Genomic DNA, 12,112 nt, shown 5'->3' on the forward strand with positions numbered 1-12,112 from the left:
CCTTGGGTGTGATGACATGGATAACGTAGTTCCTCTATCCAGTCAGCCGAAGCCGATTGGATAGCTTAGTCTAGACAATGAAAGCCGGATTTCTCCAGCTTCCCTGCTAAAGATAAGAGACCTAAAGGTTGCGCTTCAAGCCTCTTACTTCAGTAAGGGGTTACCATTGACATTACTTTACTTAGTCACATAGGCTTCCTTGAAGTTCCACTCGCTCCGCTTACAGATCCAGCCCTTGGCGTTTGACCGGATCAGCCAGGCATCGTCCTCGTAATAAAGCGGGATGACGCCGGCATCGTCAAGCAGGATGCTTTCCGCCTCACTCATGTCCTTGAGCCGCTTTTCCTGGTCATTGGTGTTCTTGGAAGCCGCAATCAGCTTGTCATACTGGCTGTTTTTCCAGGAGCCGTAGTTGGAGCTGTTTTTACTGGTCAAAAGTTCCAAGAAGGAAATCGGGTCACCGAAATCAGCGATCCAGTCTGACCCGCAGATCTGGAACTGGCCTTTTTCCCGCCGGGCCAAGCGGGTCTTGAAGGGAACGCTGGTGACCGTCAATTTCAGCCCTGGCAGCTGGGTTTCCAGCATGCTCTGCAGGGCCTCGCCAGTCTTCTTGCCCCCGTCGCTGTCACTGGTCAAAAGGTTCAAGGTCAAGCTGGACTTGCCGACTTCACTTAGGCCCTTTTGCCAGTACTCTTTGGCCTTGCTTGGCTGGTACTTGTAGAGGTCTTTGGCCGAGGAGGAAATCATGCTGGTGTAGTCTTCCCCGTCATATTCAGTCAAGCCCTTGGCTGTGTAAGTATTGGCCACTTGGTTGTTGCCGCCTAAAATCCGGATCAGGTTCTCCCGGTTGATGGCCAGGGAGATGGCCTTGCGGATGTTGCTGTTGGCCAGGTTCGGGTTCTTTTCATTAAGTTCCAGGTAGTAAGTCCCCCCGTTGGAGAGGCTGTAGTAGTTCTTCTTGCCCTTGAACTGCTTGGTCAAATTGGAGTCCAGGCCCAGGGCATCAATCTTGTTTGACTGGTAGAGGTTGTAGGCGGTAGTCGCCGTCTTGTTAACCGTGAAGTTGATCTGGTCAAGCTTGACGCTCTGCTTGTCCCAATAATCCGGGTTCTTGACCAGTTTCCAGGACAGGTTGGAACCCGTCCATCCCTTTTGGATAAAAGGCCCGTTATAAGCCATGTACTTGGAAGCCGTCCCGTACTTGTCCCCATATTTCTTGACAGCTTTTTCCTCCTGCGGGAAAAAGACTGGGAAGGCCATGAGGTCCTTAAAATATGCCATCCGCTTCTCTAAAATGACGACCAGCTTATACTTGCCCTCAGCCTTGATCCCCAGGCTGGAAACCGGCTTTTTGCCGTTTTGGATGGCATTGGCGTTCTTGATCCCGGAAAAAAGATATGAGTACTCGGCCTCAGTCTTGGGATTGACGGTCCGCCGCCAGGAGTAGACAAAGTCCTGGGCAGTTACGGGCGTGCCGTCATTCCACTTGGACTTGCACAAGTTGAAAGTATAAGTCAGCCCATCCTTGGAAACCTGGGCGCTAGTGGCCAGGCCCTGACTTTGCCCGTCCTTGCTGTTTCTGTAGAGCCCTTCCATTGAATTGATCATCTGGCTGAAGCTGACCACGTCCGTAGCCTTGGAGGGGTCCATCGTGGTGATTTCCCCGCCGACTGACCAGTTCAAATCCTGCTCCTTTTGACTGCTCTCCTGCTTGCTGCAGGCTGTTAACGTTAACGCAGCTAAAGCAAGTCCGGTCAAGGCAATTTTACTTGATGACATCTTCCTTTACCCCCCTATTACTAAAACGGTAACATAAGCAATACTCTTTTGGTTTCCCTTAAATTGTAGCACTTAATCTAATTATTTTATTATCTTTGGCCGAAAAATGTCAAATTGAACAAAAAAAGAGCAAGATCCGCGGATCTTGCTCTTCTTAGTTTCATTTACGAAAGATTACAGGCGGCTTGCCAGTTCGTCGTGCAAGTCTTCGTAGCCTGGCTTGTTCAAAAGGCCAAACATGTTGCGCTTGTAAGCTTCAACGCCTGGCTGGTTAAATGGGTTGATCCCATTCAAGTAGCCGGAGATGGCAACTGACAATTCGAACCAGTAGATCAAGTAGCCCAAAGTGTGTTCGCTTTGGTCAGCGATGTTGACGGTCATAACTGGAACCCCGCCGTCAGTGTGGGCCAAAACAACGCCTTCGTAAGCCCGGTCGTTGACATAGTTCATGGTCTTGCCGGCCAGGAAGTTCAGTTGGTCCAGGTTGCTTTCGTCATTTGGAATTTCCACGTCAGCCCGTGGGCCAGCAACGCGGACAACAGTTTCCATCAAGTTCCGGCGGCCTTCTTGGATGTATTGGCCAAGTGAGTGCAAGTCGGTCGTGAAGTTAGCACTTGACGGGTAGATGCCCTTTTGGTCCTTGCCTTCTGATTCACCCATCAATTGCTTCCACCATTCGCCAAACATTCTGATGCTTGGTTCGTAGTTTTCCAAAAGTTCAGTGGTGTAGCCCTTGCGGTAAAGGATGTTTCTCAAGGCAGCGTATTGGTATGGAGAGTCCTTGCTTACGTCAGGGTCAGTATAAGCAGCCCGGGCGTCAGCGGCACCTTGCATCAAGGCGTCGATGTCGCAGCCGGCAGCAGCAATTGGCAAAAGGCCAACAGCTGACAACACGCTGAAACGGCCGCCGACGTCATCTGGAACTACGAATTCTTCGTAGCCTTCAGCGTCAGCTTCGGTCTTCAAGGCACCCTTTTGGCGGTCAGTGGTTGCGTAAATACGCTTGGCTGCTTCTTCCTTGCCGTACTTTTCAATCAACTTGGCCTTCAAAACCCGGAAGGCAACTGATGGTTCAGTGGTGGTACCGGACTTGGAGATGATGTTCAAGGAGAAGTCCTTGTCGCCCAGCCAGTTGATCAAGTCTGACAAGTAAGTGCCTGACAGACTGTTACCGCAGAAGACAACTTTAGGATAGTCGCTCTTTTCAGCCATGTAGAATGATGAGTTCAAGAATTCAATGGCTGCTTGGGCACCCAAGTATGAGCCGCCGATCCCGATCCCGATCAAAACGTCGGAGTCGCTTTGGATCTTCTTAGCAGCCTTCTTGATGCGGGCGAATTCGTCCTTGTCATAGTCAACTGGCAGGTCCAGCCAGCCGCGGAAGTCGTTGCCGGCACCAGTGCCTTCGCGAAATTCCTTGTCAGCGGCGTTAACCATTGCTTGCATTTCCTTCAGTTCGTTTTCGTGAACAAAAGGAGTCAATTTACTACTGTCAAAACTTACTACACTATTCATTGATTTATGCTTCCTCACTAGAAAATGTTAAATAAATCATTCACAAGATAATAGTATCATTGTTGCCCTTTCATTGCTAGTCTTTATTGGGATTTTTTACACAAATTTGAACTAGCAAAAAGTAGAGCCCGTAGCCCAGCAGGACCCCGCAGGCATTGAAGAAGACGTCGTCAATGTCGCTGACCCCTGTCATGAGCAAAAACTGCAGGATCTCGATCATTACCGATGACAAGACCCCCAGGAAAAAGACCCGGCCAAAACAACGCTTGACTTGCAGCAGATTGGGCAGCAGGGCCCCGAAGGGTACGAAGGCTAAGATATTGCCCATAGAGTTATAGTAAAAATCGACCTTACTCTGGGCATAGATTAATTTCCAGGTATTCTTCATGAAGACCAGGTTGATATTGCTAAGCGGCCGCGTCCAATGGAAATTCAGTTCCCAAGGGAAGTAGAATGACCTGAAGGTCGTCAGCATCAGCACCAGGAGAAAGTAAAAGACGAAGAGCCAGAGGCCGAATTCTGACCAGAGCCCGCGCCTTTTACGGACAGCCAAAAGCCAGATGACCCGGACCAAGGCAAAGAGCAGAAAGTAAAAAATAGTTTTGTCCAGGCCCTGCAAGGTTAACTTGATTAGGGCAAAGTGATTGATCCTGGTGGCGTACTGGCTGGCTAAATAATTGTATAAAGGTGCTAAAAACAACATGCTCGCTGGGTCCAATCTACTAGGGTCTGCTTACATTATACAAGCTTTTTTTGGGGAAAAATTTTAAGAAAGCAATAACTCTGGGGAAATATTTGTCTATTTTTGCCACAACCTTTAAAATTAAGACAGTTATAAAAGGAGAAACGACATTGAAACACAGCAAATTTCTCGGCAAATTTCAAAGCCGGACTGGCTTTTTGGCCCTCCTGGTCATCTGTTACTGGCTGAAATACCTCTTTGTCGCTTACTGCGACTTCAATCTAGGCCTGGCCAATCCCCTCCAGCACATCATCATGTGGTTCAGCCCCCTGGGCATGAGCATCATTTTGATCAGCCTGGGCTTTTACTTTTCCAAGCCTCTGGCCTCCTACATCGCCATGCTGGCCCTCGATTTTGCCAACACGGCGCTTTTATTTGCCAACGTCCTTTACTACCGGCAGTTTACCGACTTCATCACGGTTAAAACCATGGCCAACATCAGCAAGGTTTCCCAGGGCCTGGGCAAGTCCAGCGCGGCCCTTTTGGCGCCCAGCGACATTTTGATCTGGCTGGACCTGGTCGTGATCATTATCCTGCTGGCGATAAAAGTAATCAAAATTGACCAGCGGTCATACGGCTTTTCCAGGACCTTTGCCATTACATCCTTCGGCCTTTTCGTTTTAGGCCTTAACATGATGATGGCTGAATGCAACCGGCCCCGCCTGCTCAAGAACACTTTTGACCGGACTTACGTGGTCAAGTACCTGGGCATTGACACCTTCACAGTTTATGACGCTATTAAGAACGAATCCAGCTCGACCGTAACCAAGAATGCTTCGACCAGTGAATTGAACAAGATCATCAACTTCACCCGGCAGAATTACGCCCCGGCTAATTCCGAATACTTCGGAGCGGAAAAAGGGAAAAACGTGATCATCATCCACCTGGAGAGCTTCCAGCAGTTTTTGATCGGGATGAAAGTCAACGGCAAGGAAGTTACTCCCTTCCTTAATTCCCTCTACAAAAACAAGCACACCCTGTCTTACAGCAACTTCTACCACCAGGTTGGCCTGGGCAGAACCAGTGACGCGGAAAATATGCTGGAGACCAGCACCTACGGGATTTCTGACGGGTCACTCTTCACTTCATTAGGCTCCAACAACACCTTCCAGGCTGCCCCGCAAATCCTGCGGGCAAACAACAACTACACCTCTGCCGTCTTCCACGGCAATGTCGGCAGCTTCTGGAACCGGAATGATGTTTACAAGAATATGGGCTACAACTACTTCTTTGACAAGAACTACTTCAGTCAGGAAAGCAGGGACAGCTCCGGCTACGGGCTTAAGGACAAACTCTTTTTTGCCGAAAGCGTCAAGTACCTGGAAAGAATGCAGCAGCCCTTCTATGCCAAGTTCATCACGGTCACCAACCACACACCTTTTGAACTGGCCACGGCTGATCAGGATCCAAACTTCAAGACCAGCTCAACCAGTGACGCGACAATCAATAATTACTTTTTGACCGCTCACTACCTGGACCAGGCCTTGAAGGAATTTTTCAATTACTTGAAAAAATCCGGTCTCTATGGGAAGTCGATGATCGTCATCTACGGGGACCACTACGGCTTGAGCAATGAAGAGTACACCACCCTGGCGCCTTTGATCGGCAAGGATCCGAATGACTGGTCCAGCTACAACACCGCCCAGATGCAAAAGGTACCTTTCATGATCCACGCTTCCAATTTAAAGGGCGGGATCAAGTCAACCCTGGCCGGTGAAATCGCCGTCCTGCCAACCATCCTCCACCTGCTGGGCATCTCCAGCAAGCAATACGTCCAGTTTGGCACGGACATGCTGTCAGCTAAGCACAAGCAAATTGTCGTCTTCAGAAATGGGACGGTCATCAGTCCGAAATACGTCTTGATCGGGGGCAAGACCAGCAAGGGCAATGTCTATGATGCCAGCGGCAAGCTTTTGACCAAGCTGACCGAAAAGCAAAAAGCCGAAGTCAAGAAGCTGGCTGCTTATAGCAAGACCTCCCTGGCTTACTCGGACTCCCTCAACAACAAGAACCTGCTCCGCTATTACACCCCAAAGGGTTTCAGCCCGGTCATCCCGAGCGATTACAACTACAGCACCAACTACCAGCAGATGATGGACCTGATTGAACAGCTGGGCAAGCAGTCAACAGCCATCATCAGCCAAAAAGGCGACACCAGCAAGCTCTACAAGACCGACGCAAGTGAACTGGCCAAGCGGCAAAGCGAGATCACCCAGATCCCGGAAAGCGTCCTGTCCTCATCCAGCTCCATGAATGAGAGCATGACTGCAAGTTCATCCAGCTCAAGTAAAAGTTCCAGCTCAAGTAAAGCCAGCAGCAAGAAAACTAAATAGAAGAAGCAAAAAGCTTACCGGCAGCAGTCGGTAAGCTTTTTTAGTCGCTATTCTTTATCTTTGGACTCTTTCTTGTCCTTTTTATCATAGTGCTTCTCATGCCCTTGGTCAAAGAGGGTGATCATGAAGGTTGAGCCTTCATGCGGCTTGGAAGTAACCTTGATTTCCCCGCCGTGCTGGCGGACCAAAGAGAGGACGATCGACAAGCCCAGGCCGGATTCACCAGTGCCGCCGTAGCGGGCCCGGGCCGGGTCAGCCTTGTAGAAGCGCTCGAAGATGTACTTGCTTTGCTCCTGGGTCATCCCGATCCCGGTATCCTGGACGCTGAAGGTCGCCCCATGCTGGAAGCGCCGGCCCCTAAGCGTGATCGTCCCGTTGTTGGTAAACTGGATGGCGTTCTGGGTCAAGTTGACCAGCATCTGCTTGAAGCGGTCCTGATCAGCATAAACCGGTAAATCTTCTGGGGCATCAAGGATGATCTTGTCCCCATTCTTGGCCGCGTTCTGGGTCAATTGCTGCTGAACGTCGTTCATGATGGTCCGGGCATTGAACTGGGACTTCATCATCTGGATCTTCCCACTTCTGATCTTTTCGTAGTCCAGGTTTTCATTGACCAGGCGAATCAAGCGCTTGGTTTCCCGGTTCATGAGGTCAATGGACTCTGGAATTGATTCTTCCGGGATGGCATCATACTTCATCCCTTCCAAAAGGCCATTAATGGTCGTCAGAGGCGTCCGCATTTCGTGGGCCACATCCTGCATGAACTGTTCCCTGCGCTCTTCCTGAGCCTTGACTTCTTCATTTGAGGCCTTTAGAGACTGAACCATTTCGTTGAAGTTTTCAGCCAGGTCGTCGATTTCATCGGCATGGCGGTGGTCAACCTGGACGTCCAGGTCACCGTCAGCAACCTTGCGGGCAGCCAGGGAGAGCTTCTTGATCCGGCCAGTTTGGTAGTAGGCCAGAACAAAGCTCAAGATCAAGCTGACTGCGAAGGTGATCACCAGGGCCCGGGCCAGGTTTGCCTTGGCCTGACTCACGGCCTGCAGGACGTCCTTAACCCGGGAACCAATCATGATGGCCCCGACTACCTTCTTGTTTGAACCCGATCCTTGGATCTGGGGAACCACGACCCAGGTATAGCTTTCAGCAGCAAAAAGTCGGTTGCTCCGCTTTCTTAAGCCATCGCGCTTTACCCAGCCCTGGATTTTCGGGGCAAGGCCCTGCTGCTCGCTGCTGTGGTCGTCTTTGATCCGGACTACCTGCCCCTTTTTCAGCATCGATTTAGCTGACTTCTTCAAGATGTCATAGCCGCCAAGGGGATAAGTCGTCTTAAAATTCTTATCCATCAAAAACAGTTTAAGATTTTCATCCCGCATGACGAAAGAGAACTTCTGCAGAAAATCCGTGGAAAAAACCGGCGGTGAGTTCTTGCTCTGCGTCTTTTTAGAGTACAGCTGCAGGGTCGAGAGATTCTCGGCATAACTTTCCAAGCGCGTATAGTTGCTTTGATAGGCCTGTTCCTTCTGATAATTGATCGTTGAAAAGCCAATGATCATGACTGAAGTCAAGATGACTACCAAAAAACTCAGAATATGCTGATAAATCAGTTTCATGCGTTAACCTGTGAATCGTCAAACTTGTAGCCCACGCCCCAGACGGTTTGAATGATCTGCGGGCCGGACTTTTCCAGCTTCTGGCGCAGCTTCTTGATGTGGGCGTCAACAGTTCTTTCTTCACCGAAGTATTCGTAGCCCCAGACAAGTTCCAGGAGCTGTTCCCGGGAGAAGACTTGCTTTGGCTTCTGGGCCATGGTGTAGAGCAGGTCAAATTCCTTTGGCGTCAAGCCTTCAACCCGGTTTTCGTCAAAGTAGACTTCCCGCCGGCTCTTGGAGATCCGGATGTGGTTGGTTTCCAGGTCGAAGTCGTTGCTTGGGATGTTCTTCGGCAGGTTTCTTGGCTGCCCTTCCAGCATTACCCGCCGGTGCAGGGCCTTGATTCTGGCAATCAAGGCGATTGGGCTGAATGGCTTGGTTACGTAGTCATCAGCTCCGACGCCCAGGCCGAGAACTTGGTCAGATTCGCTGTCACGAGCCGTCAGCATAATAATCGGAACCGTTTCAGAAATCCGGCGGATTTCCTTGGCCACTTGAATCCCATCCTTCTTTGGCAGGTTCAAGTCCAAAGTGATGATATCAAAGTCCCGCGGGTGAGTCTGGAAAATTTCGACTGCTTCTTCACCGTCGTAGGCAGAAACTTGTTCCCAGCCTTCCTTCTTGAAGAACAATTCCATCATTTGTGAAACTGACTTGTCATCTTCTACCATTAAGATCTTCATGTTTTAACCCCTTACCAAAAAATTGTGCAATCCACACTGTATTATCATCGTAGCAAAAAAGTATCAAAAGCCGCCAATCATTCTATGAAAAAAGCTTGAAACTTAACTCACAAGTTTGGGGCTAATTGACTCAACTATATAGTTTTTCACTTAATTCCTACAAGAAAAAAGTTTACTTTTAATCATCGCCGCTGGTCAAGAATTTGTAAACCACCCAGGCAAAAAATGCCGTTGGCAGCAGGCCTGGGGAAAGGTCGACCTTGAGCTTGGTCCTGCCCTTGTCATTGACTTCTTGGCAGCTATAAGCTCCTAGCAAAAATTCTTTGAGTTTCATAGTTGACCTCCCGCACTAAAAAGTGTATTTACAGTCAAAACAATAGCTTCTACTCTTTTAATTATACTCTTGATTCCTTTGCGATTTATTGCATTTGTTATTTTATTCCAGTGGCTAGCTTCGGAAAATCATTTTCATTTCTTCCCCTTTAGTTACACCTTCTAAACACTTATCTCTTATACTATACCGCTCTTTCCAGCTTATCGTTGCATATATTGGAGAATTCTTTCATTTTTGAAGATAAAAATTCCACAAAAAAGACGCGTGCATTAATCACACGCGCCTTCTTTAGACAGATGGAGATGAGGGGAATTGAACCCCTGTCCAAACGCATCCCGTCACTAATCTCTACGATCATAGTCATATTATTTAACCTTCACCGGGGCAAAACGCCATATGACAGGGCTAAACAGCTACGGCTAACCTGTTAGTCTCTTCTCGCTTATTCAGGTGTGATAAGCAAGCGTATCCCGTAAGGTTGATACCGCAAGACCGCCACGGGCAGGCAGTCTATTGGCAGCTGGGCTGAACTAAGCAGCTACAGCGTATGAGTTTTCGTTTGCAGTTAATTTAAACTGTTTAACGTTTTAACGTAGACGTAACCTACGAATCGCAACCAGCGCGGGTCTGCGCCTGTCGAATCCCAAAACATCCCCAAAATAGAGAACATGATTATTTTAGCAAAAAATGACCATGCCCTCAAATATTCTGCTTAAAAACTTTTACTTAAGCTTAGCCAAACGGACAACGTCACGTTCGATCATCAATTCTTCGTCAGTTGGAATTACCAAGCCAGCCAGCTTGGAATCTTCCTTGGTGATGAAACCTTCGTCGCCCGCCTTGTTAGCTTCGACATCAAAGTCAACGCCCATGAATGACAATGCCTTCATGACCCCTTCACGGACTTCATCATCGTGTTCGCCGATCCCGGCAGTGAAGACAACCGCGTCTGCCCCGCCCATTTCAGCAATGTAAGAGCCAACGTAGCGGACTACCCGGTTGACGAAGACAGCACCAGCCAACTTGGCACGCTTGTCATCACTTTCTCTGATGTCCCGCATGTCGCTGGAGACGCCGGAAATGCCCAGGAGGCCTGACTTGTGGTTTAAAATGTCGATCATTTCGTTGAAGTCAGTGATGCCTTCCTTCTTCATGATGTACTGCAGAACTGACGGGTCAACGTCACCTGACCGGGTCCCCATGGTTACCCCAGCCAAAGGTGAGAAGCCCATGGAAGTGTCGTAGCACTTACCATCCTTAACTGCAGTAACTGAAGCGCCTGAGCCCAGGTGGCAGACAACCAGCTTAAGGTCCTTGAGGTCCTTGCCCAGGAATTCAGCCGCCTTGCCGGAAACGTAACGGACAGAAGTGCCGTGGGCACCGTACTTACGGGCCTTGTACTTCTCGTAGTATTCATATGGCAAGGAGTAGATGTAGTGTACTTCATCCATTGACTGGTGGAAGGAAGTGTCAAAGACGCCAACTTGCGGCACGTCCGGCAGGAGGTTCATAAAGGCTTGAATGCCGCGGCCTTCTGCAGGGTTGTGCAGAGGAGCGTAGTCAGTCAAGTCGAAAATCTCGTGGATGTTGTCCTTGTCGATGATTGCTGAGTCTGGGAACAATTCCCCGCCGTTCACGATCCGGTGGCCAACGCCGACAATTTCCTTAACGTCTGCAATAACGCCGTATTCCTTCAGCCAGTCAAGCAGGGTTTGCACGGCTACTTCCTGGTTTGGCAGGTCAACTTCTGCTTCATACTTACTTCCATCAGCCAACTTCATTGAAAAGGTTGAACCATCGATACCAATACGGTCGCCCAAGCCGGAAGCTAATACACTCTCATCAGCTAATGAGAACAGCTTATACTTAAATGAAGATGAACCAGAGTTGATTGCTAAAATCTTATCCATTATTAAAAGACTCCTTTTACTCACTTCACAAACTTAATTATCTTTTTTAGTATACCACTCGTTCAGTTTAATATTAAGGGCTACCAAAGATTCTTCCTTCTTCAGATTCTCAAGCTTTGTGAGCAAAACTTCCTTCGGCGGCTTGCTTTGGCCGTGGTTTTGGAAGATAAGGATACTTTTTTGACTTATCTTGCTTTGGAATAAGCTGCTTGGCAATTGCACGATGGCCTGCAGGTGGACCTTGCTGGCCAACCAGGGCATAAAGTCGGCCCCAACCGTCCCGGTCAGCATGTTCTGCGGCACCAGGAGGAAGGCAAAGCCGTCTTCAGCCAGGTTCTTGACGATTTGCTCAACGAAGAGGGCGTGCGCGTAGGCGTGCCCCTCCTTGGTCCGGAGGTCAAAGTTCTTGGCATTGTCATCGTTGGCGTAAAAGCCGATCGGCAGGTCGCTGACCACTACGTCTGGCTTGACTGGCCAGTCGGTCAAGGCATCCTGGCAGTAAAAGTCTGCTTTTAACCCCGCCAAGTGGGCGGCCACGTCGGCTAAGTTAAGCATCTCTTCGTCATTGTCCAGGCCAACCAAGTTAAAGCGGTCTGCTGAATGGTTCTGGGCAGCCAATTGCTGGTCAACTGAGAAGAGCAAGTTGCCGCTGCCAACTGCCGAGTCCAGCAGAACTTGCTTTTTCTTAGGCAGGAGCTTGTCCATAAACAGGGTCAAGACCGTGGCCAAAAGTGGCGGAGTCGGCATTTGGTTGGCATCCCGGCCGTCATCATTGATGGCCTTAAGGACCAGGAGGCCATAAACCTGCTCTTTCTGGGCCTTGGACCAGTTCTTGTAGTCCAAAGCTGCGTAGCGTTCTTCAAGCTCAGCCACCGTCTTTTGCTCCGGGGCTCCCATTTCCACGCGGATTTCCCCGCTTTCCAGGTTGTCAAAAGTTTCCACCAAGGCATCAGCCAGGGACACGTTCAAGGCTTCTTGCAAGCATTCGACTGCTTCCAGAGTCTGCCCAAACAGTTCTTCTATTCTATTCATGACTTAAGTCCACCCTTCTTTGCAATACATACCAATTCTAATGATTTACAAGGAAGGGTGCAAGAAATTTCACCCACCCCAGAGGTAATTTGCCAGCAGCTGGTTGATCCAAATAATGTGCTTATAGGCATC

9 protein-coding genes and 1 other RNA gene are annotated in these 12,112 nt (G+C 49.3%); 1 reads left to right on the forward strand and 9 read right to left on the reverse strand.

Annotated elements, in window-relative coordinates:
* Positions 1-177: 177 nt before the first annotated feature.
* From Q0J41_RS02355 to Q0J41_RS02365, 3 genes are all read right to left on the reverse strand, one after another.
* Positions 178-1,779 (reverse strand): peptide ABC transporter substrate-binding protein, encoded by a 1,602-nt coding sequence (locus Q0J41_RS02355; RefSeq protein WP_296225639.1) that lies wholly within the window; start codon positions 1,777-1,779, stop codon positions 178-180.
* A 174-nt stretch (positions 1,780-1,953) separates the two neighbouring features.
* Entirely contained in the window at positions 1,954-3,294 is a 1,341-nt protein-coding gene (locus tag Q0J41_RS02360) for a glucose-6-phosphate isomerase (protein ID WP_296225640.1), read from the reverse strand.
* Positions 3,295-3,370: 76 nt separating this feature from the next.
* Positions 3,371-3,997, reverse strand: a complete 627-nt coding sequence (locus tag Q0J41_RS02365; protein WP_296225641.1) for a VanZ family protein — start codon at positions 3,995-3,997, stop codon at positions 3,371-3,373.
* A gap of 149 nt (positions 3,998-4,146) precedes the next feature.
* Between Q0J41_RS02365 and Q0J41_RS02370 the strand changes: the two genes are divergently transcribed.
* Positions 4,147-6,369: an LTA synthase family protein gene (locus Q0J41_RS02370; protein ID WP_296225642.1), complete on the forward strand. Its 2,223-nt coding sequence runs from the start codon at positions 4,147-4,149 to the stop codon at positions 6,367-6,369.
* A gap of 47 nt (positions 6,370-6,416) precedes the next feature.
* Here Q0J41_RS02370 and Q0J41_RS02375 read toward each other — a convergent pair whose 3' ends face one another.
* From Q0J41_RS02375 to Q0J41_RS02400, 6 genes are all read right to left on the reverse strand, one after another.
* A complete protein-coding gene (locus Q0J41_RS02375; protein ID WP_296225643.1) occupies positions 6,417-7,982 on the reverse strand; it encodes a HAMP domain-containing sensor histidine kinase in 1,566 nt (521 codons plus the stop codon).
* Positions 7,979-8,704 carry a response regulator transcription factor gene (locus Q0J41_RS02380; protein WP_003613569.1) on the reverse strand — a complete coding sequence of 242 codons (726 nt, stop codon included), beginning with the start codon at positions 8,702-8,704 and terminating at the stop codon, positions 7,979-7,981. Before Q0J41_RS02380 ends, Q0J41_RS02375 begins: the two co-directional genes overlap by 4 nt.
* 178 nt (positions 8,705-8,882) lie before the next feature.
* On the reverse strand, positions 8,883-9,038 hold the full coding sequence (locus Q0J41_RS02385) for a hypothetical protein (RefSeq protein WP_296225674.1): 156 nt from the start codon (positions 9,036-9,038) through the stop codon (positions 8,883-8,885).
* 294 nt (positions 9,039-9,332) lie between these two features.
* Positions 9,333-9,694: a transfer-messenger RNA gene (gene ssrA / locus Q0J41_RS02390) on the reverse strand.
* 66 nt (positions 9,695-9,760) lie between these two features.
* On the reverse strand, positions 9,761-10,948 hold the full coding sequence (locus Q0J41_RS02395) for an acetate kinase (RefSeq protein WP_296225676.1): 1,188 nt from the start codon (positions 10,946-10,948) through the stop codon (positions 9,761-9,763).
* 33 nt (positions 10,949-10,981) lie between these two features.
* Entirely contained in the window at positions 10,982-11,980 is a 999-nt protein-coding gene (locus tag Q0J41_RS02400; RefSeq protein WP_296225678.1) for an N-6 DNA methylase, read from the reverse strand.
* Positions 11,981-12,112 lie beyond the last annotated feature (132 nt).

Origin of the sequence: uncultured Lactobacillus sp. (assembly GCF_944327175.1) — a bacterium.
GTDB lineage: Bacteria > Bacillota > Bacilli > Lactobacillales > Lactobacillaceae > Lactobacillus.

What these genes read in the sequence shown, in the direction of transcription:
- Q0J41_RS02355 (WP_296225639.1), bottom strand. Translation starts at nt 1,779, where the DNA reads ATGTCATCAAGTAAAATTGCCTTGACCGGACTTGCTTTAGCTGCGTTA.
- Q0J41_RS02360 (WP_296225640.1), bottom strand. Translation starts at nt 3,294, where the DNA reads ATGAATAGTGTAGTAAGTTTTGACAGTAGTAAATTGACTCCTTTTGTT.
- Q0J41_RS02365 (WP_296225641.1), bottom strand. Translation starts at nt 3,997, where the DNA reads ATGTTGTTTTTAGCACCTTTATACAATTATTTAGCCAGCCAGTACGCC.
- Q0J41_RS02375 (WP_296225643.1), bottom strand. Translation starts at nt 7,982, where the DNA reads ATGAAACTGATTTATCAGCATATTCTGAGTTTTTTGGTAGTCATCTTG.
- Q0J41_RS02380 (WP_003613569.1), bottom strand. Translation starts at nt 8,704, where the DNA reads ATGAAGATCTTAATGGTAGAAGATGACAAGTCAGTTTCACAAATGATG.
- Q0J41_RS02385 (WP_296225674.1), bottom strand. Translation starts at nt 9,038, where the DNA reads ATGAAACTCAAAGAATTTTTGCTAGGAGCTTATAGCTGCCAAGAAGTC.
- Q0J41_RS02395 (WP_296225676.1), bottom strand. Translation starts at nt 10,948, where the DNA reads ATGGATAAGATTTTAGCAATCAACTCTGGTTCATCTTCATTTAAGTAT.
- Q0J41_RS02400 (WP_296225678.1), bottom strand. Translation starts at nt 11,980, where the DNA reads ATGAATAGAATAGAAGAACTGTTTGGGCAGACTCTGGAAGCAGTCGAA.